Origin of the sequence: Salicibibacter cibi, from assembly GCF_016495865.1 — a bacterium.
GTDB lineage: Bacteria > Bacillota > Bacilli > Bacillales > Marinococcaceae > Salicibibacter > Salicibibacter cibi.
On the sequence record NZ_CP054706.1, the window covers coordinates 2,617,406 to 2,640,909 of the forward strand.

Genomic DNA, 23,504 nt, shown 5'->3' on the forward strand with positions numbered 1-23,504 from the left:
TTCACCCATAACATGCTTTGAAAAAGACTCTAGGAGTCTTGCCTTTCTTCTGTTTCATCTTCCAGTTGTTTCAACTGGTTTTCTTCACCATTGTCTTCTATAAAAATATTTGATTCTTCTTGTTCGATGTAAATCGAATTTTCATTTCCGTTTATTTGTATGTTTATTTCTTTTGGCGCACCAGCTATTAACCCTAAAACCATCAATACATTAGCAGTAATCGGACTTTTTAGTACGTTTCTCACCTGAATGAGAGTTTTACATTTCTTAAGTAATTGCACAATATCATTAAATTGTTTTTTCTCTTCTTCCGGAGAAGTTTCAAGATCCTGTTCCACTTCTGCAACAAAGTCATTGAAGTGTCTAAAAGCTTCATTTATTTCACTCGAGTAAAGATCTCCTAGTTTCCTTAATTGATTGTGAACTTCATTAAAAGTAATCAATAACGATGGTCTTAAGCTCTCAGCCATCCTATTTGCTTGCTCTTGCAAAACATCAAAAGTTGTAAAGTTGGCAGCCATTTGTGACATTTGCCTTTGTATTGTATCTGACATCGGGAAATCAGTAACAACATCATTGAATTGTTTGGCTTGATCGAAAAGAGATATCCTAAGACTTTCCGTATCTGTTATCATTTGTGTCATTTGCTTTCCAATTGTATCTGAAAGCGTAAAATTGGCAAAAACATCATTCAATTGCTTGGAATGATTGAAAACAGATGTCCTAAGACTTTCCGTATCTGCTATCATTTGTGTCATCTGCTTTCCAATTGAATCTGGAAGTGTGAAAATTGAGGGGGGCAATAGGTCATATTTTTGGAACTCCGCGAAATGTTTCACAGTATCATTTTGAGTGAATTTCACAGTTCGAACACGCGTTGCATCAACTTTTTTGTCTTTATACATTCTGGACGTTTTGATTAGTCGATATTTACGGGAAGATTTAAAGTTTGAGAACTCTTTATGAATAGTACATTCCTCACTATCTTTATATTATACTATTATTATAGCTGATTTTATTCAATGTGTAATGCTTACCATAATAGCTTTTATCCTTCTTGTTGACCGACTATAAACTATTCATCTTGTGCATTAACAATAACATATAAGCGTATCACCTGTTATACCAGTGTCTCTATCGGCAGCTTTATCTCGCCCAGCTTTTAGAATTATTTCAAAGAAGAGTAGAAATGTTTGCACAATACCCCTTAGCATAGTAGAATTTATTAGGTAAGGTGACTACCCCTTTTAAGCTTGTAGAGCTTGGAGGGGTTATTGATTTTTAGTAAAATGTACAAAAAACAGGTCATTTTTTGATAACTTTATAAATTAATGCTTAATTCCTTCACTGGCATAATGTCCACCGAAATTAATCCAGTGAATTTCATCCTCTTAATCATCGCATTTCATTCAACGAAGAACTTATAAATCTGAGTTGGCATGGCCATAGGATGCGGTTTTTCATTGCTTTTCCATTTTTATCAACAAATTACATTTACAATTGTAAATTTATACATCATAATAAGGGTACATTAAACATTGGTTCACTCACCGCATATGCGCGTGCGTGAAACTTGCAACGATTGACAGGAACTCTTCGCACAAGTGAAAGCGTTCCTGCCTTTTTCATTTAAAAAAATGCATTAGCTCTCCAAGACAGGTTTACTTTTTATCCACAATTGGTAAGACTTAATATCTAAATGACAAATTTATGTATTATAACTTAGTATCCATTTCTATTTTACCATTTATAACTTTCAATACCAAATAAGTGATCATATTTCCCCTTTTTAACAAGACTTTCCGATACAGAAGGTGCCGAAGAAAATGTAAAAGGGATCGTATCATCTCGTGAACTGGCAAATGTTTCAGAATCAGCGAATATTGACAATGTGATCGGTAAAATGCACGGTATAAAGCTATCCTTGCAGCATCTTTTGCAGGATAGCTTTATTTATAAGCCGTGCTCATTTTTCACATCCTCCCACGGTGTGTAATGTCTCTGTCACGTTGCAGTTGGTCGTTTTCTTCATCACTCAGTGGTTCATCGTCTGACTACCTAGTTTCGATATCGTGCCAATGTTTCTGAACACGCATGGGTATACTTTCTCTTAAGGTTTTTTTCAAATAAGCTCTTGAAATTCCCATCCAGTATGGGTAATGATGAGTGGTTGTTTGAAACATGATATCTTTAAAACGGTTGTATTTTTTTCGCTTGCTAGTGCCATCTCCGTAGTAAATTCAATGTGTTTGGATATCTTGTTAATCTGCCGTCAACCACCCCGGCAAATCTTCTTCCCTGATGTTGTGCGTTCGTTGCTGCCATAATTCGTCGAGTTCCTCTTGATAGATCTGTTCAAAAATCCGTTTGCACGCGCCGTAAAAGTAGCCCGCTAATGAACCGCGCAAACGACCGGTTTTTTGCATAAACATCGCGCCTTTAAACGCCTGCACAATAGCATGTACAATGTCGTCTTCCATGAGATCGGCATCGGTATTGATATACTTATATGCGCTTACCGCTCGACCCCAGAGATTATAAATGTATTCAGCATCATAAAAGGGTTGAGCCGCTGTGACGAAAAGGGGCGGGACATGAGCCGGGACGAACGAAGCGTCTAATTTTTCATTCGCGACGGCTTTACGTGGTTCTTTTTTCTCTGAAAGGGAGCCTGCTTCAAAAGACAAAGCTTCGGTTTCCTTTTGTTCAGGCTGAACGTTTGATGCATCAGTATTTTCCGGGTTTGATCGATGGTTCATTTCCGACGGATCAGTCGATGGATCAACGATGAGAAACACGTTATGGCCGTACCCGCCGCGTACCTTACCGCGCTGTCTCACCGTCCGATAAACGTCGATCATCTGCCGTTCTTTAAGCACACGTATGATGCGCTTGACCGTTGAGGACGAAACGCCGAGGTGTGTAGCCATAACGTCGTATTTTAAAAATGCGACGCCGACCGTCTTCACCGCGTGACGGGCAATCAATTTGAAAACAGCGACGGCGTTTTCCGTCAATTCGTGTGAATGGGCGTATAAGTGAATGCGAATCGCCCGGTTAAGTTCTTCTACATTCGTGAATGGCGACAGCGATTTGTATGAGCAGAGATCGGCATTGCTAAGGTTTGGACACATGACATAGCCCCCTATTTTTTCTTCTCTGATAGGGATATCGATGCTTTTGAGAAAAAAAGGGGGATTTTGATTAAGATTTCTCTTTGCTAACATTTCATAGAATTTATATCTTTAAAAACAACGACAATGAAAAAAAGTGACTCCCCCGGGCACTGCAAGCTTGAGGGGTAGTCACCTCTCCTGGTGAACTGCACTTTAAGTGAGTACACGTTCTGTTGGGACCGTTGGTGTTGACGCACCAGCGGTCTTTTTTAGATTATGCTTTCTTAAGAGTCATTATACTACGGACTGGGACCACACGCAAACGCCATTCCGCAAATACCCTTTATGCTCTCACAAATTTTCACCGCACATGCGTGTGCGTGAAACTTGTCACGAGGACAGAAACTCTTCGCATGAGCGAAAGCGTTTCTATTTTTTAAAATATATTCCTGACACCCTACAGCTATGCTTGGGACATGCTTGTAATATAAATTGGTTAATATTTGTTAGAGTCTATTACCAAATTCCTAATGATTAATGGTATACTACAATAACAACAGAACGTGCTCGGGGTGCAGTTCACCTTCCTTTCTTCCCATCGCTTATGGGCGAGAGGAGGTGAACGCTTATGACAGTGTATGAAGCGCTGATGCTTTGCACAGCAATTTCGACGCTCGTCTATTTCATTGCCAAAAAAGAAGACAATGAAAAAAAGTGACTCCCCCGAGCAACTCCACAAGCTTAGAGGGGTAGTCACCTTCTTCAGGTGAACTGCACTTTAAGTGAGTACAAGTTCTGTTGGAACCGTTGGTGTAGCAGCACCAGCGGTCTTTTTTAGTTTATTCCTTCTTTGCAATCATTATACTATGTACAGCTGCTAAAAGTAAACATTCTTTTCATGACACATGATGTGCTTTGAATGTGATCCTTTTCCTACGACAAAGGGATTCACTGCAATGCGATTGCACCGGGGCGTTGAAACAAATATTAGCGCGTCTATGACAGAGGTAAGCCAATTCGGTATGGAACGTACGAAAATACCCCAATCGGTCATGCCTCGGGCAGGTACATCGGAGGAAATTGCAAATGTAGCCTTGTTTCTGGCCTCGGATGATTCCTCCTTTCTGAACGGGGTGGTTATACCAGTTGACAGGGGTTGAACTGCTGTATTTTAGGCTGGATGAAATAACAGGAAAAGAGCGACAAAAGCTATCCTTCCATCGTTGGGGATAGCTGTATTTATAATCCAGACTCATGGTTTACACTCAGTTCGAAGCAACTCCTCACGAGATTAAAAACACACATGGGCGGTTTATGGAAAAAGCTTATTTAACTGTACTTCAAAATCCGGGAAAAGACTTACTTTTATGGTATCACTTTTCGTGAACACATCCGTTCGCTCGAATGATTGCTCTTGCAGAACAAAAACCTTCACCGTTTCATGATGTGGGTCCAATCCGGTATCCTTTAACGCCAGCTGCTTCATACAAGGATACTTTGTTAAACGATCAGCACGTGCTTTATCCGGGGAAAGGATCTCCATTGTTTGCGCTGAAATAAAAAGTCCGAAAGTTGACGATAAAGCCTGACCGGACTTTGACCGATATAATAACCAAGTTTAGAGAAAGGAAAAGGACCGCCTCCGTTTGATGTGAAACTACACTAACATGGAGGTAGAATAAAAGTTGGACACACAAAATTGGTGCATTGTTACAATGGATCTAAAGGAGTGTGCCGATAGTGCAACATCATGATATAGAATTTAAGCGGTATGCGGTGAAACTTATCGTTCATGAGGGGAAAAAGCGAGCGGATGTCGCGAGAGAGCATGGGATCTCCGATAGCACGCTGGAAAATTGGGTGAGAAATTATCGGGAGGACAAGGGAGACGCCCTTTTCGGAAACGGTTATCTCACGCCAGCGGAAAAGCAGCATCAAAGGGATATGAAAAGAATTGAGGAATTGGAAGAAGAAGTGGCGATTCTAAAAAAGGCGGCGGCCTTCTTCGCCAAAAACCAGGCGTAATCTATGCCTTCATCGAGGAACACCGACACGAGTTTCGTGTGGCGAAGATGTGCAAGGTTTTAGGTGTTTCCAGAGGCGGCTATTATGAATGGCGTAACCGTGCGCAATGCTCGCAAAAACAGCGGAAGGCATCCATCGTCGAAGCCATAAAAGAAATCTTCGTTCAATCCCGAAAAACGTATGGGAGTCCGCGGATAACGATGGAACTGTATAAACAAGGCTTAACGGTCACACAGAAAACGGTCTCGACTTATATGCGAGAATATGGGCTTCGTCCAAAGAGCGCCAGTAAGAAAGGGAAAAAGACAACGGATTCCAATCATCATCAACCGATTTATCCCAACCTGCTTAAACGAGATTTTCATACGGAGCAGCCCGGCGAGACTTGGGTGGCGGATATCACCTATATCTGGACCCGGGAAGGCTGGCTTTATCTAGCATCAGTGATGGACTTATTTTCTCGAAAGGTCATTGGCTGGAATATCAGTCACCGTCTCACGAAAGAACTGGCTACGACTGCCCTACATCGGGCTATGCGCCTTCAACCGCCGCAAGAGGGACTCATCCATCATTCGGACCGGGGGAGCCAATATGCGTCCCATGACTACCAGGCCATTCTCCGGGAACACGGCATGCGCACAAGTATGAGCCGGAAAGGCGATTGTTATGACAATGCGTGCATCGAGTCTTTTCATGCAACCATCGAAAAAGATCTGCTTGCGCATGAAACCTACGATACACGGGAGGAGGCTAAGATGAGCGTTTGGGAGTATATTGCCTGCTTTTACAACGAAGAACGCACGCATTCCACCATTGGCTATGTGTCGCCTAACCAATTCGAACGGCAGTATAGACAAGCTCAAGGAGGCGATACGACGGCGTAACGAAAAACGCGGAAAACAAGCATGATCGTTATTGCTGGGAGCCGTGAACTTTACCTTTGACAGCTGTGCCCGATTCCGCGATCCGACGGTTGGGGATCGGGGCCCCCGGCCGCAGGATCGTGTGAATCGATCGGTTCGTGGTATCCTAAGCATGCGGCTGATGCTAACATGAGTTTTTTCTTCCAGCCGCCATCAGATGCACACCACGAACCGAAACAGCTGTCAAAGGCGGCGGATTTGGAGAAGAGTCGCTTGAAACTTGAAGACTGAAAAGGCACCAATTTTTGTGCTCGTATTATTGACATAACTCCAAACAATCCCACCGGAGACGTCCTTCCCATCCAGTTTATTTTTCCCCACTTAGTTCTACCAAAATTTTTGCTTGTGATTTGTCATTGCTTAATGCTTCAAACCCTTTTTCCACGATATCATCCAGTTGGATATAGTCTGTGATGACGGCTTGGGGCTTTAATTGTCCTGTGCCCATCAGATCCAATGTTTGTTGGAAGCTGGTCGATGTGTAGGCAATGGAGGATTCAATATTGACACCTGTATTTGTGAGTTGGATTGGATTCCACTCAATAGGCTTCGCGAAAATAGAGACAATGACCATCGTTCCAAGTGCTTTGGTTACATCAATGGCTTGTTTAAATGTCGGGGCTACTCCAGCCACTTCAAAGGAAACGTCCACACCATCCGGGGCAATCTCTTTGATTGCTTCTACCGGATCTACCTCACCGGAATTAATGATGTGCGTTGCTCCTAATTCTTTTGCTTTTTTAAGACGAGCTTCAGATAAATCCAACACAATAATTTCGCTTGCTCCGGCTGCTTTTGCGGCAACAGCTGTTAGCAAACCAATCGGACCTGCCCCAAAAACAGCAACCTTATCTCCGAGTTGTAGTTTCCCTTTTTTCACCGCTTCCACTGCAACGGCAGTCGGTTCTGTTAATGCCCCGTCCTGCAGGGTTAGGCTTTCCGGTAACGCGTAGACATTGTCTTCCGGGGCATTTGCATATTTGGTGAAACCGCCATCCCCATGCAATCCAATGAAGCTGAATCCATCATAGGGGTCTTGTTCTTCCGGTTTATTGCCATATGTTAAGGTAGGGTTAATCGCTACTCTGTCGCCTGCTTTATATTTTGTAACGTTTTTACCGACTTCTTCTACTATCCCCGCAAATTCGTGCCCCATTGTTAACGGAGCTTTCTCATTGGTCAGTGGATCTTCTTTTTCATTGGGGACAAAGACCGGGCCTTCTTCGTATTCATGCAAATCACTGCCACAAATACCGCCCCATGCAACTTTTACTTTAACCTCCGTATCTTTTAACGGTTTTTCCTCCACATTTTCAATGCGTATGTCTTTCTCTCCATGCCATACTGCTGCTTCCATGGATCATTCTCCTAACTGCATCAAGATAAGTGATACTTTTGAATCTGCGCTCCACTATTTGTATACCTTTAACTAGTAAATTTTAAACATATTTATAGATTTTATGCTCACATTCAGGCGCTTTGATTATCCGGATTTTTCCAACATAAGGGCTTATACGATAAGGATATTAAACATACTGTGTTATGTTACATACATTTGCGGACTAATTTGGCATTCGGCTAGCCATTACGGGGCCCCCAAACCCGGAGTTGAGGACTGATTTGGCTCCTGAGTACCGTTTTGAGTCCGCTGATCTCTTTCCTGAGGACTCCTTTGGCTCCTCTGCACCGTTTTGAGTCCGCAGTTCATGTTCGAAAGGACTTATCTGATACTAAACGGTTTTCTTTTTTCATGTCAGAAGGTGTTTTAAGGTAAATCAACACGCCTGACTCACGCTTTATCATTCAATCAGTTCAAGGACCATTAGAGTGTAACGTAAAATAATAAAGAGCCGACAATACATTCGAGCAAATATGAGCCAAGTAACCATCCTTATTAATCTCTATTCAAAAGGCGCGTCGGTGTACTTATCCAAACGCGCCTCAATTGCATTATTTATTGGAAATATTTTTGGTTCTACCCCAATCTTCTAATCCTCTTTTTTCTCTCCCCAACACTCGGTGTTTTTGATTTCCGGGTATTTTTCCACATTAAATTTCGGATCTTTTCCTTGTTTTCGTTGATCGGTGTAGTCATTGAGGACGGTGATTGCCGTTTTTGTTAAAGACAAGATAACAATAAGATGCACAATAGCCATTAACGCCATGAATAAATCGGCCATTGTCCAGACAAGCTCGATGGTAGCGATGCCGCCCGCGACCCCGAGAATGAGGAATGCGACACGGTAAATGGTTAGCAAATGACTATTCGGACGGACAAATTCGATATTTGTTTCCCCGTAATAATAAGCCCCGAGAACAGAGCTGTAGGCAAGGAAAAAAAGAGCGATCGCGACGAACGCGCTTGCCCATTCGCCGACATGATCACTCATAGCTGCTTGTGTAATCGCTGCACCTTCCTCTTCTGCGAGCAAATAATCACTGGATAGCAATATGAGCAAAGCCGTACAAGTACAGACAACGATGGTATCAATAAATACCCCAAGGGATTGTAGTAATCCTTGTTTGGCCGGGTGGGAAACATTTGCAGCCGCGGCAGCATTCGGGATACTCCCCCACCCTGCTTCGTTCGAAAGCAGCCCACGACGGGCTCCTTCCATAATCGCTGCACCGAATCCACCTCCAATCATCTCGGAAAGGCCGAATGCTTCATTCACAATTTGAGAAAGTACTGCTGGCACCATATCAATGTTAATGGCAATCACATAAAGAGCGATAACTATGTATGCAACGGCCATAAATGGAACGATCAACTGTGTAATTTTTACAAGCCGCTTAACTCCGCCAAAAATAATTAACGCAGTAATGACAGCTAAAATCAACGCAAAGATAAAACGATCCGTACCAAAGGCTGTTTCGAATGAATCAGTAATCGTATTCACATGTACCGCGTTCAAAATCATGCCGAACGTGAGTACAACGACTATAGCAAATAAGATGCTTAACCACCGTTTTCCCAATGCTTTTTCAATATAGTATGCGGGACCCCCACGATAACGGTCACCGTCTTTCACTTTGTAGAGTTGCCCCAAGGTACTCTCGATAAAACCTGTGGCCATCCCCACAGCTGCAATTACCCACATCCAAAAAACCGCGCCGGGACCGCCAACCGCGATCGCGAGAGCGACTCCGGTAATATTTCCGGTCCCTATACGTGCAGCCGCGCTAATCGTAAACGCTTGGAACGCGGAAACACCGGTGCTGTCACTCTTTTTTTCCGTGATGACGCGAAACATTTCCGGTAACAATCTAATTTGCAAAAAATTAGATCGAATTGTAAAATATAGCCCGGCGAGGATTAATAGACCAATCATTATGTATGTCCAGACAAAATCGTTCACCATGTCAACAATGCTTTCAAGAAAGGGAAGTTCTATTACAAATTCATTAAACATTCATGATGACTCCTTTCCCAACACGTTTATTCCAAAAAAATATACCTTTAAAAAGGAAGATGGTTACTCTTAAAAACCTTTTATATAAGCTATGAGATTTTACAACCTGAATAATTCACAGAAATCCATAGATTAGTGTCTAACCATTGTGCGCCAAGGAGTCTAGCAATTTTGAACGTTCATCTAATAAATGAAAAAAGAATCCTTTTCTGTTAGAGTTAAATTACCAAAAATAACCACAGAAAGGATTCTTCTAATGGCTACTTTATCGCAATCAACCCTTGATTTCAATCGTCAGATCAAATTATCCAATGACGGAGGCGCACTCTCCTCCGATACAGGAGAACTATTATTCAGAGAATTCGATGAAAAAATCGGCTTTTTCTCTACGTTGGACAAGCATCTAAACCTCAAAGATGAAAGGTTGTATCATGTTCACGCCAATGAAGCATTGCTTCGCCAAAAGGTTTATCAAATGATTGCCGGCTATGCCGAAGACGATGCAGCCGATCAATTGACCAATGACCCTGTCTTCACCCAAATCCTTGGCAAAGATGCTTTAGCTTCTCAGCCTAGTTTGTCACGCTTTTTTGAACGGTTTGATGCCGAGTCGATGGAACAGCTTCAACGAGCGAACCAGGAGCTCTTGGATAAAGTACACCGACATCGAGCGTCCGATGCATTGATCCTTGATTTGGATTCAACCCATGCAGATACATACGGTGATCAGGCATCATCGGCATTTAATGCCCATTACGGCACTGTTGGCTTTCACCCATTGGTTGCTTTTGATGGTGTCACCCGTGATTTTCTGAAGGCCAAGCTTCGTCCGGGCAATGTCTACACGTCGAATGGTGTGGTGGATTTTGTGAAACCCCTTATCACGCACTACAATCAGAAGTTTCCGGGGACGACGCCGTTCCTGCGTGGCGACAGTGGTTTTGCGGTTCCGGACCTGTACGAACTCTGTGAAGCCGAATCCGTCTATTACGTGATTCGATTAAAATCCAACCCCAACCTGCAGCGATTGGCTGATGAGCTCCATCCGTCCACGTTTCCATCCGATATGACAAAGACCGAATGTTACTTTGAAGAAACGGAGTATCAAGCGAAATCATGGGCGAAACCAAGAAAAGTGATTGTCCAATCCGTTCGTCCGGCAGGCGAATTGTTTTTCACGCATTCGTTCTTCGTTACAAGCCTTACAAGCGCCTTTACGCCCAAGGATATCGTCCGCTCTTACCAAAAGAGGGGAACCATGGAAAATTACATCAAGGAAGCGAAAAACGGCTTTGACCTGGACAGAATGAGTAGTCATTCTTTCGAGGCCAACGAAGCAAGGATGACCCTTAGTCTACTTGCTTATAACTTCACGAACTGGTTGCGCACCCTCTGTTTTCCGGAGGAACAGAAAAGCATGCAGATACAGACGATACGAACCCGAGTGATAAAGGTCGCAAGCAAATTGGTCAAATCAGGACGTTCCTTTTACTTTAAATTATCGTCCAGTTTTGTCTATCAAGCATTTTTCTGGAATGTGCTCCGACGTGTCCAAGCCTTAAAACTAGAGTGAGAAACAAAGATCGAATATGCCATATTTTTTAAAAGCCCATTTAAGACCAAGGGAGACGTATGTCCAAAAATCATGATTTTTCGGTGATGGTGGCTTAAATCCTGTCACTATGCTTAAATGATCACCGTATTTTTGTGATCGAAACAAAAATCCTTGGATTTGATATCAAATTATGCTCTCGCGTCGAGGTATGAATAATTCAGGTACAAGATACCAATTAAGATTTCAATTATTGATAAGGGAATCACCTATTTTTGAAAATGATCATTCTGCATCAGTGATTCTGATTTTCCGGAACAATAACATTAATGACAAAAATGTTCAATATTCTTTTGTGGCCTGTACCAAAGAACCTCCACATGGCACGCGAGGAATGGGAATCACATCCGATGTAATTCCCATTCCTCATTTTTTTAAATATTAATAATGATCATGTTCTTCAGCCGCCATTGCTATTTCTTTCGTTTCATGCACGGTGCCATATGGATGCTCGGGCGGGGCGTAGATCGAATAAAGTTTCAGTGGCTGATTCCCTATATTGGTGATATTGTGCCATTTGCCTGCAGGTACCATAATCGCATCATCAGCATATACGCTTCTTTTAAAATCCAATTGATCTTCACGATCACCCATTTGTACAAATCCTTGACCTGCTTCAATCCGTAAAAATTGATCATGGTCATGGTGAACTTCTAAACCGATGTCATCTCCCACATCGATACTCATCAACGTCACTTGCAAATGTTCTCCTGTCCATAAAGCGGTACGAAACGTTCGATTTTGTTTGGCAGCTTCTTCAATGTTAACGACAAACGGTTGTGAACCATGGTCTTTGGGGTGGGGGCTTTTTCCATTCCAATGTCTTGGAAGATTAGCTGGATGATTGATTGGTGCATACGCGTTATAAGCATAGGGATATACCGTTGGGAGTGGAATATAGTACAACTTGCTCATTCCCTTCATTACTTTAAAAGTAGCCTATGCAATTGTTTGGGGAATGTTCAAAAAAATGTCCGCTTCTTCATCGATAGTTGTTTCAGTTCCGACGACAAATCAGAAGCCCGGCAGTTCACCCAAAGCGATCCCTCTGAGTGCACCGGTATATCGCGTGCCAATGTTTATGAGCCTCCCTTATCCAGACAAAAAAATCAATAAAACACGACACCCATTGTTTCACATCAATAGGTGCCTTGTTAATCATCATTCCTCGTTGTTATCTAAATACAATACCGCCATCCGTGATGATGAATTGTCCAGTGATATGGTCAGCGTCATCGAATGCCAAGAAAGATACAAGATTTGCAACATCCTCAGCTTCTTGTGGCCTGCCTAATAGAATACCATCGGAGAATTCTTTGTGTGCATCTCCGCGTTCCATATAATCATAGTATTTTATCATTTCTTAGTCGATCCGATCCCACACAACACCGGGGCAATATGCGTTAAAGGGAATATCATAATGTATCTCTTTCTTAATCATGGTATGATGATAGTAATGTTTTTAGAAAACTTGGCTTTTCGTCAAGCTTTTATGGCGGAAAAACATAGTTGCACTTATGCAGGTAAGAAAGTTGATTTATACTTTCTTACCTGCCAAAAAAGGGGATTTTGTTTTACATATGAGTATGCGACGACCATTTACGTTTATATTCGTCCCATTTTTATTTTTATTCGCTTGCAGTAGTGATAATGAAGCTGCGGAAAACGCTTCAGAGGACCAGGATGAAGGTGAGGAAACATCTGAAAACGATATTCCCGCTGTGGAACTCGAACAAGAAGCGATTTTGCAAGCTGGACCGGGCGTTATAACGGGAGACTATCTATCACAGGAATACGAGATGGACGATTATGACGAGGTGGAGGAGGGTATCCTGGAAGATTTTGAAACGTACGCGACGGAACAAGCAGAAGCGTCAAACCCGGAGAAATGGTTGGCTGTGATGGTGCATACCCTCGGCGCCGATCATCAAGAGGTATTTGAGCCGATCGATACGTTCGATGTAACTTATGATGAATTCACGTTGCCGGATGGTCGCTCACTACAAGAACTGGAAGATGAAGAAATTGAAGAGGAAATGGAAAAAGACGTCAATGTCGCAATTCTCGTCGATGCAAGCGGCAGTATGAATGAGGAAGTCGACGGAGGCGTGAAAATGGATTTGGCAAAAGACGCCACTCAATCATTTGTCGATGATCTGCCTGAGGAAACGAACGTAATGCTCCAGGCTTATGGGCATGAAGGTGATAATACGAACGATGGAAAAGAAGAATCGTGTGCTGCGATTGAAAATGTTTATCCGTTATCCCCGCTGGATGAAGATGATTTCGATGAAGCATTGGAAAGCTTTGATGCTACCGGCTGGACACCCCTGGCCGATGCCATCACACAAGCAGGTGACGATTTACAAGAAGAGAGCGCTGAAAACGCCGATCATTTTATCTACGTCATCAGCGATGGCATTGAAACGTGTGACGGCGATCCGATTGCCGCGGCAGAAGACTTGGCGGATACAGGCATTGACTTTAATGTTCATATTCTCGGATTCGACATCCCCGACGATGAACATGAACAACTGGAAGACATTGCTGACGTCACCGACGGGGAATATTCCTCCGTCTATACAGAGCAAGAACTGGATGAAGCCGTGAATGAAACCTGGGCTGACGCGATCGGCACATCCCAATGGTTATGGTGGGCCGCAGGAAACATCACAGACTCGAACTTTGAATCTGTTGATTTCCATGCGGAGTTGAGGGATTTAGGGAGCGATGCCACCCAATTGCGAAGACAGGAAAACAGCCGCTTGCAGGCAGCAGCTCGCCAGCTCGAGGAAGAAAATTTGATTAATGATGAAGAAAGGGACGAACTCGACGCGCTCATTGATGAACGCGATGACTACATCAGCGAATTCGTGGATGACTCCTATGACGACATCCATCAAGAAATCATTGACGAGCGGGAGCGTGTTCAGGATATTATCAGGGACATACGCGACGAATATTCCGATTGGGATGGCTTTTGACGTCACAAGCCTGGCAAAGGCTTGGCGTGGTGATGCAATTGAAAAATTCGGCCATGGCGACCGAAAACCCGCAATCGATCGACTTTCGGACTTCATGATGCCGCTACCACCACCCACCCTCTTTTCCTTGCGACCGCCTTGCATCATGATACCTTTTTATTCTGGCGAAGGTTTGCAAACACGCAGGCGCGTCCATTAAGGTCGTATGACAAAAGACGCCCCGGGTCAATAAACATTCTTGTCATGCCCCCTGTTTCCCCGCCGAAAACTTATCACGATTTATCAAGATTTAAACCAGCAGTTGGGGAACTATTGTATACTATAGGTGTAGCAGAAAAAACTTTAAAACGGAGGCGATTGGTGTGAAACTGGACGGAAAAGTTACTGTTGTTACCGGGGCAGCATCTGGAATGGGAAAAGCGATTGCAGGCTTGTATGCGAATGAAGGCGCAAAAGTTGTTGTTGCCGACCTTAATCAGGAAGGTGCCGAAGAAGTTGCAGAAGGGATCGTTTCATCCGGTGGACAAGCAAAAGCGGTCAAAGCAAACGTTGCAGAATCAGCGGATATCGACAATATGATCGATACGGCAGTAAGTGAGTTCGGTACACTGGATATTTTGGTGAACAACGCGGGAATGATGGATGGATTTGAGCCGGTTGGCGAGATTGATGATGAAAAATGGGACCTGATTTTTGATGTCAATACAAAAGCGGTGATGCGTGCGATACGCAAGGCAATGCCTATTTTTCTGGAACAGGAAAGTGGCGTTGTGATCAATACAGCTTCAACCGGCGGAATAAGCGGTGCGCATTCAGGGGCCATTTATACAGCCTCGAAACATGCTGTTGTAGGCCTAACCAAAAATACGGGGTATATGTATGCCGACAAAGGGATTCGCTGCAATGCAATTGCGCCGGGGGGTGTCGAAACAAACATTGGCGCATCCATGACAGAGATAAGTCAATTCGGAATGGAACGTACGAAACTTCCCCAATCGGTCATGCCGCGGACGGGCTCATCGGAAGAAATTGCAAATATAGCCTTGTTTTTGGCCTCGGATGATTCCAACTTTCTAAACGGGACGATTATACCAGCTGACGGGGGCTGGACCGCAGCATTTTAATGACTGGATGAAGCCTTGGGAAAAGGCACGACATAAGCTATCCTTGCAGCATCTATTGCAGGATAGCTTTATTTATAATCCGAGCTCATTTTTTACATCAACGAATTCATGCCAATCTTTTATCGTGTTTACGGTTCTTAATGATCATTGACATAAGGTTCAAGAAACCTTGATTGCTATGTCAAAAATGCGTACGTATGATGAAACGATTTTTGCACCCGCCCACGGCACCGGCATGCGTTATCGTGCCATGGCACCGTTCATTTTATCAATCAAGATGCCTGGCGGGGCTATCGGTCATGCGTTCATCATCGCTGCATCCATCGTCGTTTAAATCATTTAAAAGTCATAGATGCCATCATCGATCGATACCCCGTCGGTGCCATAGATGGGTGCGGGTGGGGGTTATCTGTTGCCGCTAAAAGGCTGTGCTATCTGTTGCCAAAAAAAAAGAACCGACACGCCTTTGCATTAGCGTATCGGTTTAACGACGATTTACCAATTGCCGGGTGTAAAGTTGCCAAAGTGATCGTCTAAGCAAGAGCTGCAATTAACATGTCTTGGTTATGTGTTTGGCGGCAGCGGGGGTTTCTGTTGCCGAGTGATAGACGTATCTGACGCTAAAAAAAATAACCGACCCGCCTTAAATAGACGAACCGGTTTTAGGTGTGATTCACTTTAATGTCATTCGGATTTATAATACTTACGGTATTTCCGGAAGTGACGAACGGTTTCCCTAGCTTCTTCAAGATCTTCTTCGCTACCGTCTGAATAGGCGTAAACACCATCATGATATTTATCAATATAATCTTCCCATTCACCAGGGGTCCATTCACGCTTATCCTTAGATTTACTCATGGTTAAGGGTTTGATCAATCAGTTGTAGCGCTTGTTTTTCGGATTCAGCTTTGTACAGTGTTGTAATCAATGCATTTAGTGCGCCCATGTCATCAATGCTTTTAACCTTATGCTGAATGTCGTTCGATCTTAGATCAAATTGGGATTCCAGGTAAGAAAGAATAGCCTCTTGGATGGCTTCTTTTCCCTCTTGTCTCCCCTCTTGTTTTCCTTCTTCAATGCCATCCTCATAAACCTTTTGAGCGATACGGGTCATTTTAAACACCTCCATCATTTTGTCTACATAGGAGTCATCGAGAAATTTATCCGCAATGCCTACCGTTGTACCTATTAACCGGAAGCGTTGCTTTTCATTTTTCACTTGATTGGCGAGTTCCACAACGTCTGTGGCTAAGTCTGTGCGTTTTTTCTTAGACTGCATTAATGGCAGAAAAACCAATTGCAATTGTTCATCATCATCCAGTGTTTCCTGATGGTGAACCGTATATGACAGCCTACGAAAGATATCATCCCCGTTATAATCCTTCATGTAAATAGCGTTGGCACGGTATTGGATGGATCCGTGGTCAAGATGTTCATCGGCTTTCGTTATATCAGCGCCATAAATGACATACGTATAGATGTTTCGCCCTGTTTTGTCATATAGGGCTGCATCGTACAATTTGAACCGTTTGAGATCACTTATGCTGAAGGTTGTTTGAAATTCAAGGTGCAAGTAAGTGTCATCTTGTAACAAAAACACAAAATCCATGCGGCGTTCATTGACGTCAATCACCGGTAAATCTGTTGGTTCCACACGACGAATGGGGGCAGTATAGATCCCATAAAAGTTTAATGCTTTTTGGCCAAATTGTTCCGTCATAGCTTTAAAAATAATATCGTAATTTTGCTGAGATATCTTTTTCTTTGGCATGCCCTCACCTCGCCTTGATGTCATTATATCATGGAAGTTGATTGTTGTGTGAAGCATCGCGTTCCCTCATTTGTTATCGTACGTTTACTTTCATCGGTCGCGAGTAGTGACGCTAGAGACGCGACCCCTGGGTTTGATTTTGGAATTCTCTGTATTCAAAAAAAGAACCGATAGCGCTCGGCTATCGGGTTTTGTCCGTCTAATCTCGATAACGCGCTATTGCTGCCGGGTAATCAATAAAAAAACGTCCGTCTATTCGATGGATGGCATTCTCAATCGATATGCGAGGGTTGTTGCTGATAATAAGAGCATTTATGACACCAAGGGAATGCTCAATCCCTTTCGCGCCAGATCGTTCGATGTCTTGTTTAGAAATACTGAACGTGACTGTGTTACGATCCTCGGATACATTTAAAATTTTCACATCATACGAGCGCTTGTAAATTTTAAAAGGGCTGATTTCCCCTGAGCTGTATATAATGTTGATAACGTCGACTTGTTTACGCTCAAAATAAGATGGTGCCATGATTAAAAACCCCTTTTTAAGTATTTTTTGGCTTCGCGCGTTTCATTGGCCGCGGCACGCGGCCCCGGTTGTTGCGAAAATGATGAACCCAGAAGGGGTTTTACGGTTATGGAGAAAATATGCTAACTGATATGGGTTTTGGAGAGAAAATTACATGAAATTTGATAGTAGAGAAACAGCTAAGATGTTACAATATACGAAAAACTAAGAAATACAGGAGGGTCATTAGTGAAAATTGTTATAAGCGCTGTATTGTTATTGGGATTAGGTTCAGCAGCTTTGGCTTTTACTCTCCAATCCAACACGCAATCTGATGCTAACGCCTACGTTGAACATCAAGAACAGTTGATGGAAAACAGCGATATAGTTGAATTTGAAAAAGTTGAGGAAGGCATATATGAAGCCGAAGGCGGGGCCTTTGAGATCATTGTTGATGATAATCATAGTGTGCAAAACGAGGCTGATCTTCTCACGCAAGAAGCATTCGATGAAGAACTTCAAAATTATATAGACGAACAAGAAAGGTTGGCAAATCCCGATAATTGGATGACGAATGAAGGTACTGAAATCGAATACCGCCCCTGGGGATATGAGCATGAGGTTCCGATAAATGAATAGAAAGATCAAAGAGAGACGGACAAAATTTATCAAATATGGGTGCCTTAATGGCGCCCCTTTTGCTTCATTAACGAAGCGCTATTGTTGAGGTGTTAATATCGAAGCTCAAAAAGATAAAACGTATTATAAAAGGACTTTACAATGGCTTAGAGGTGCAATGCTTGCATACGCAGCTATTCTTATGATCTTACTCTCGACCCCATATTCCATGCCGATTTGGTTGATGTGGACGATCTTATTTGGCCTTTTCATTTTGATAGGGGTATTTGAATTATTAGCCCAGGTTAAATCGAGAAGGCTCTCAAAAGGAAGGATAGTTAACTCTGTTGTAATAATAATTTTATCCTTAGGCGTTTTAATTTATCTTATGCTTATGGGATAAAGGTCTTTTCGTGCTATTCATGAACTATGCCGTTAACGATGCGCAATTGTTGAGAAAGCTACTAATCATGGCGTGTGGGTAGGTGTACTTGATGAAGACAAAATATCATTTGCCATTTTTAATTGAGAAGTTGAAAAAGGACATTAACTATGAATAATTGAGGTATGGCTAAAAGGGTTATTTAGCGTCTAATTTAGAAGGGCGGTGGTAGTGTGGAGAATCAACAGCAAGAACCTACTGAAAGTACTTTGAGATTTGCAACCTTTGCTATCCTTATAGTTCCAGTTATCATGATACAATTTAACTGAATAATCTCGGAGGTGACTCAAATGAAGTGGGAAGATGTACGCCAAGCTTTCCCAGAACAATGGGTTTTGATAGAAGCTGTGCGAGCACATACAGATGAGAAAAGTGAGCGTATTTTAGATGAGATCGTTCCTTTAAAAAAGTTTACTAATTCTCCAGAAGCTATGAAAGCATATCAAGAAATTCATCGAGAAGATCCTAAACGAGAGTTATATGTTCTTCATACTCGCCGTAAGGAGCCTAATATCATTGAGAAAAAATGGGTGGGTGCTAGGCAATAGTGAAAAATATAATGATTGAAGATGGTTTACTGCTTACGGATATGGAATTAACGTTTAATGGACAGTCGCTTTCTTTACAACGTGTATTAGTTGATACCGGCTCAGGAAGTACAGTTGTATCAACAGACTTAGCTGAGCAAATAGGAGTTGTAGCGGAAGAAAATGATATGATATATCGTATTTGTGGTGTTGGAGGCTCAGAATTTGTGTATTCAAAAACGGTTGATAAGGTAAGGGTTGGAAATATGAAGACTGAAGATTTTGAATTGGGAATTGGCGCAATGAATTATGGTTTTAATTTAGACGGTATCATTGGATTGGACTTGTTACAACGGTTGAAAGCAATTATAAATATAGACGAATAGCTAACGGCAAGTATATTAGTGGAATTATTACTTGTCTTTTTTTTAATTCAGGTTTCTCAACTGAAGGAGCTTATCTTTAATAACGATCTACCGCAAACGAGGCGCATTAGAATAAGTATTGTGCTCGTTATTGGCTTATCGAGCCTTTATGTTACATAAACTTATGAGGAAAATATGCTTACTGATATGGGTTTTGGAGAGAAAATTACAGGCGCATTGATTATCCGTATTTTTCCAACAAAAGGGTTTAGACGAAAAGGGTATTAAACATACCGTATTATGTTACATACATTTGCGGACTAATTTGGCATTCGCCAGCCATTACGACTCCCCAAAACCCGGACCTGAGGACTCCTTTGGCTCCTGAGCGGCGATTTGAGTCCGCAGATCATGTTCCTGAGGACTCCTTTGGCTTCTGAGCGGCGATTTGAGTCCGCAGATCATGTTCCTGAGGACTCCTTTGGCTCCTGAGCGGCGATTTGAGTCCGCAGATCATGTTCCTGAGGACTCCTTTGGCTCCTGAGCGGCGATTTGAGTCCGCAGATCATGTTCCTGAGGACTCCTTTGGCTTCTGAGCGGCGATTTGAGTCCGCAGATCATGTTCCTGAGGACTCCTTTGACTCCTGAGCGGCGATTTGAGTCCACAGATCATGTTCCTGAGGACTCCTTTGGCTAACCCTTGCACTTCTGGCAACGTACGGAGGGATGAAGCTGCAATGGCGAGACTCCAGCGGAAAAACGGACGCGTCAAGCCCCCGCAGCGCCGGTTTTACGCGAGGAGGCTTGACCGTTCGTCCGCGGAAAGCGAAGCCATGGAAGCGGCATCCCGGCTTTAGCTGATAGCCGCAAGCTGTTCAGCAATCCCTAAATACGTGACTTGATCGAGATATAAGTTTTTTAAGTTCAATGCGCGATTGACGCATGTTAAACTTTGCGGACCTCTGTCGATTAAGTCGCCTAAGATGACCAGATTGTCACCACCGTCTACGTTTATACCGCTTTTGTGTAATACCGACATCCAAGTGTTATAGTGGCCGTGGATTTTTTAACACATGAGTTACAATAAGACTTCTGATTGAACTTGCCGGTAGCGATCAACAAATTCCCGGAAAGTCTTTCTAAAAAACCCCCCTGCTAATGAATAGCAAGGGGGAATTAAGTTATTAATCCAGAACCGTTACTTCAACGCTTTGTTGGCCGAAGTTGTTGGCTTCTTCTTTAGTGGAAACATGAAGGTCAATTTTTTCACCATTGATGGCTCCTCCAGTATCCGCGGCAACTGCTTCACCGTAACCTTCAACATGAACGGTGGAACCGAGTGGAATCACATCAGGGTCAACCGCCACAACATTTGCATCCGGATCATTGTTAAGATCCTTGCCAGTGGCTGTTACCCCAGTGCACCCTTCACAATCCGCCGTGTAGGCTGTTGCATCCATTGTAAAACTGTTGCCTTCTGCTTCGGTAGAGTCTTCGCTTCCTGTGTTTTCTTCAGTTCCTTCATTTTCTTCAGTTGCTGTGTCTTCTTCGGTTGCTGGTTCTTCAGTTCCTTCGTTTCCTGTGTTTTCTTCGGTTACTGCTTCTTCTTCCGTTCCTTCGTCTTCAGTCGTTTCGTTGTTTCCATCGGTACTACCGTTAGAATCACTGGAAGTTATATTATTTAGTACTTCTTGCGTCTCAGGACCTGCTACGCCATAGAAGTTGCCGGCCGGAGAAGAAACCCCGTTATCCAGTTGAAAGTCTTGAACTGCACTTAACGTTCTCGGCCCAAAGGTATTCCCAGTTGACCCATTAAAATAACCTAGTTCCTTTAACGTTACTTGAAGCTCGTTGACATCTTCACCTACATCTCCATTCGTTACTTGATATGATTCACTAAATGCAGCATCTGCCGCGGTTGGTAGTGAAATCATACCTACTGCTACTACCGCACTTACGATATATTTTTTCATAAAGATTCATTTACTCATCCACGTATTCGTAAATTTGATGGCAATTGCTTGAGTATCAAGCTACGTGATGATGTAAATGCACACCTCCTAAATTATTTTTTAATCCGTCTATGGATTATAGTCACAGTAGTCGCAGCTTTCAATAACTTTAATAGTTTTGTTGTCAAGGTGTAATATAGGGTTCGATTTCGAGATTACGGGAAATAATTAATAAAAATTGGGAATTACTACTATACGCGTATAAACATACGGTTTATTTATACAAAGCCACGATAAATGTAATCTTTTTGTAATTTTTATAAGATGGGATTTTGAGCCTTTTGACCTTGAACTGATTCCCTTTTCCTATTACTTAAAGGGAAAAGTGGAAATTATCCGTATGGGGAGATTGCCGATATTGTACTTATTCAATTGTACCTTCTGCTCCGATCGAGAAAGATCAGGAACTGGAGAAGGAATTATTAGCGGCCGGAGCACATGAAGCCGGCACGTATTGCATCAGCAATACCAACCAAAGGAGATAATCTGACCTTTACGGATTATAATAGATCGGCGAATTCGGTCCAAGATCCCATCCGAAAAATACCCATACGAACAAGAGAAGAGACCAGGCGATCAAGAAAAATATCGAGAATGGCAACATCACGGAAATGAGCGTTCCGATGCCCATTTTCTTGTCGTATTGCTGAGCGAAGGCAATAATCACGGCAAAATACGTCATGAGCGGAGTGATGATATTCGTTGTCGAGTCCGCCACACGATACGTCGATTGGGTTAGCTCCGGTGAATAGCCGACCTGCATCATGATCGGGACGAAAACCGGAGCTAACATTGCCCACTTTGCCGATGCACTGCCGACGAATAGGTTAATAAACGCCGTAAGCAAGAGGAACCCGATAAGGACCGGGAAGCCACCGATATCGAAATTATTCAGGAGTTCACCGCCGTAAATGCCGAGAATCAATCCCAGATTTGTTTCGTCAAAGTAAGCGATAAATTGGCCTGCGGTAAAAGCAAGCACGATAAACATTGCCATAGAAGACATGGTATCGGACATTTGCTTGACGACGTCTGCATCGCTTCGCGTTTCTTTTGTCACAATGCCGTAGACGAGCCCGGGGATGAAAAATAAAATAAGCAAAACAACGACAAGTGATTCCATAAAGGGGGACTCGACGATAGGCTGCGGGCCATCCCCACGCATCGGCCCCCATTCCGGCACGACGAGCAGGCTCATGGCCCCGGCCGCAATCAATACAGATACGACCGCCCATGTAATGCCTCTTTTTTCCGTAGCGCTGATCTGTTCCAGTTCCCCGCTAAATCCCCCATCCCAGACGCCAAGCCGCGGCTCTACAATTTTTTCCGAAACCCACGTGCCAACAATTGTTAATAAAAAAGTTGACGCGATAATAAACCAATAGTTCATCGCGATGTTCATCGTTTCCGCGTATTGCGGATCAATCGTTGCAGCTGCGCCCCGTGTGAGTTCGGCAAGCATAGGGTCAGTTGCCGACAGCAATAAATTGGCACTGAAGCCGCCGGATACACCGGCAAATGCCGTCGCCAACCCTGCAAGGGGATGGCGATTGAGTGCTGAATAGATGAGTGCGCCCAGCGGCGGAAGGACGACGTAACCTGCATCGGAAGCGACGCTGGACATAATGGCCGCGAACACTAAACCAGCTGTAATTAAGCGTTTGGGAATAGCAAGGACAAACCCGCGCAAGCAGGCGCTGATAAGACCGCTCTGTTCGCATACCCCGATCCCGAGCATCGTTGCCAGCACGACACCGAGCGGCGCAAAGCCGATGAAATTATCGACCATGCTCGTAAATATGTACTCAATCCCTTCCGCGGAGAGCAAATTCAAGACTTCAAGCGTTTCACCGGGTTCCGCGGGATCTTCCACGCTGATATCAAAACCGGCGACAATCGCGGAAATGATCATGACGATAATCGCTAAAATCGCGAATAATGTGACCGGATGGGGCAGCCTGTTGCCAGTTCTTTCGATAAAATCGAGAAAACGTTGGAAAAACCCTTTTCGTTTTGCTGTTTCTGCCATACCAATTCCCCTTCTTCGGGATAAAAAAAGACCCTTTT

General features: G+C 43.2%; 17 protein-coding genes and 3 pseudogenes. 10 read left to right on the plus strand and 10 right to left on the minus strand.

The genetic code is table 11. The annotated features are described in order from the left end of the window. Window positions 1–29 precede the first annotated feature (29 nt). Entirely contained in the window at window positions 30–905 is an 876-nt protein-coding gene (locus tag HUG20_RS13040) for a hypothetical protein (protein ID WP_200085095.1), read from the minus strand. A gap of 1,356 nt (window positions 906–2,261) precedes the next feature. Continuing rightward, window positions 2,262–3,134, minus strand: a complete 873-nt coding sequence (locus HUG20_RS13045; protein ID WP_200085096.1) for a helix-turn-helix domain-containing protein — start codon at window positions 3,132–3,134, stop codon at window positions 2,262–2,264. A 922-nt stretch (window positions 3,135–4,056) separates the two neighbouring features. Between HUG20_RS13045 and HUG20_RS13050 the strand changes: the two are divergent. Then, window positions 4,057–4,276: pseudogene (locus HUG20_RS13050) on the plus strand (SDR family oxidoreductase); the annotation flags it as partial. Window positions 4,277–4,853: 577 nt separating this feature from the next. Further along, a pseudogene (locus HUG20_RS13060) lies at window positions 4,854–6,025 on the plus strand (IS3 family transposase). 346 nt (window positions 6,026–6,371) lie between these two features. Here the strand turns inward: HUG20_RS13060 and HUG20_RS13065 are convergent. After that, window positions 6,372–7,421 (minus strand): 2,3-butanediol dehydrogenase, encoded by a 1,050-nt coding sequence (locus HUG20_RS13065; protein ID WP_200085098.1) that lies wholly within the window; start codon window positions 7,419–7,421, stop codon window positions 6,372–6,374. Between the two features lie 631 nt (window positions 7,422–8,052). After that, window positions 8,053–9,477 carry an alanine/glycine:cation symporter family protein gene (locus tag HUG20_RS13070; protein WP_200085099.1) on the minus strand — a complete coding sequence of 475 codons (1,425 nt, stop codon included), beginning with the start codon at window positions 9,475–9,477 and terminating at the stop codon, window positions 8,053–8,055. 256 nt (window positions 9,478–9,733) lie between these two features. On the opposite strand from HUG20_RS13070, the gene HUG20_RS13075 reads away from it, so the two are divergent. Beyond that, window positions 9,734–11,050, plus strand: coding sequence for an IS1380 family transposase (locus HUG20_RS13075; RefSeq protein WP_200085022.1), 1,317 nt, complete (start codon window positions 9,734–9,736; stop codon window positions 11,048–11,050). A gap of 420 nt (window positions 11,051–11,470) precedes the next feature. Here the strand turns inward: HUG20_RS13075 and HUG20_RS13080 are convergent, their stop codons facing one another. Together HUG20_RS13080 and HUG20_RS13085 are read right to left on the minus strand one after the other, a co-directional pair. Beyond that, window positions 11,471–11,938 carry a cupin domain-containing protein gene (locus HUG20_RS13080; RefSeq protein WP_425504121.1) on the minus strand — a complete coding sequence of 156 codons (468 nt, stop codon included), beginning with the start codon at window positions 11,936–11,938 and terminating at the stop codon, window positions 11,471–11,473. A 325-nt stretch (window positions 11,939–12,263) separates the two neighbouring features. Further along, window positions 12,264–12,503, minus strand: a pseudogene (locus tag HUG20_RS13085) (SDR family oxidoreductase); the annotation flags it as partial. A gap of 166 nt (window positions 12,504–12,669) precedes the next feature. On the opposite strand from HUG20_RS13085, the gene HUG20_RS13090 reads away from it, so the two are divergent. The 3 genes from HUG20_RS13090 (at window position 12,670) to HUG20_RS13100 (ending at window position 15,531) form a co-directional block, all read left to right on the plus strand. Further along, a complete protein-coding gene (locus HUG20_RS13090; protein ID WP_200085101.1) occupies window positions 12,670–14,073 on the plus strand; it encodes a VWA domain-containing protein in 1,404 nt (467 codons plus the stop codon). Between the two features lie 362 nt (window positions 14,074–14,435). Continuing rightward, window positions 14,436–15,197, plus strand: coding sequence for an SDR family oxidoreductase (locus tag HUG20_RS13095; protein WP_200085102.1), 762 nt, complete (start codon window positions 14,436–14,438; stop codon window positions 15,195–15,197). Window positions 15,198–15,375: 178 nt separating this feature from the next. After that, window positions 15,376–15,531, plus strand: a complete 156-nt coding sequence (locus HUG20_RS13100; protein WP_200085103.1) for a hypothetical protein — start codon at window positions 15,376–15,378, stop codon at window positions 15,529–15,531. Window positions 15,532–16,047: 516 nt separating this feature from the next. On the opposite strand, the gene HUG20_RS13105 is transcribed toward HUG20_RS13100, so the two are convergent. Then, on the minus strand, window positions 16,048–16,968 hold the full coding sequence (locus HUG20_RS13105) for an RpnC/YadD family protein (RefSeq protein WP_200085104.1): 921 nt from the start codon (window positions 16,966–16,968) through the stop codon (window positions 16,048–16,050). A gap of 199 nt (window positions 16,969–17,167) precedes the next feature. Next, window positions 17,168–17,494, minus strand: a complete 327-nt coding sequence (locus HUG20_RS13110; protein WP_200085105.1) for a hypothetical protein — start codon at window positions 17,492–17,494, stop codon at window positions 17,168–17,170. Window positions 17,495–17,722: 228 nt separating this feature from the next. Between HUG20_RS13110 and HUG20_RS13115 the strand changes: the two genes are divergently transcribed. From HUG20_RS13115 to HUG20_RS19575, 4 genes are all read left to right on the plus strand, one after another. Further along, complete coding sequence (locus tag HUG20_RS13115; protein WP_200085106.1) at window positions 17,723–18,112, plus strand: hypothetical protein; 390 nt, start codon at window positions 17,723–17,725, stop codon at window positions 18,110–18,112. 711 nt (window positions 18,113–18,823) lie between these two features. Beyond that, window positions 18,824–19,081 carry a hypothetical protein gene (locus tag HUG20_RS13120; protein ID WP_200085107.1) on the plus strand — a complete coding sequence of 86 codons (258 nt, stop codon included), beginning with the start codon at window positions 18,824–18,826 and terminating at the stop codon, window positions 19,079–19,081. Then, entirely contained in the window at window positions 19,081–19,446 is a 366-nt protein-coding gene (locus tag HUG20_RS13125; RefSeq protein ID WP_200085108.1) for a retropepsin-like aspartic protease, read from the plus strand. The genes HUG20_RS13120 and HUG20_RS13125 overlap by 1 nt, the downstream gene beginning before the upstream one ends. Before the next feature lie 705 nt (window positions 19,447–20,151). Beyond that, the gene (locus tag HUG20_RS19575) at window positions 20,152–20,286 is read left to right on the plus strand and encodes a hypothetical protein (RefSeq protein ID WP_281392417.1); all 135 of its coding nucleotides are present in this window, start codon (window positions 20,152–20,154) and stop codon (window positions 20,284–20,286) included. 323 nt (window positions 20,287–20,609) lie between these two features. On the opposite strand, the gene HUG20_RS13130 is transcribed toward HUG20_RS19575, so the two are convergent. Together HUG20_RS13130 and HUG20_RS13135 are read right to left on the minus strand one after the other, a co-directional pair. After that, window positions 20,610–21,398 (minus strand): 3D domain-containing protein, encoded by a 789-nt coding sequence (locus HUG20_RS13130; RefSeq protein ID WP_200085109.1) that lies wholly within the window; start codon window positions 21,396–21,398, stop codon window positions 20,610–20,612. 532 nt (window positions 21,399–21,930) lie between these two features. Further along, the gene (locus HUG20_RS13135) at window positions 21,931–23,466 is read right to left on the minus strand and encodes an AbgT family transporter (protein WP_200085110.1); all 1,536 of its coding nucleotides are present in this window, start codon (window positions 23,464–23,466) and stop codon (window positions 21,931–21,933) included. Between the last annotated feature and the right edge of the window lie 38 nt (window positions 23,467–23,504).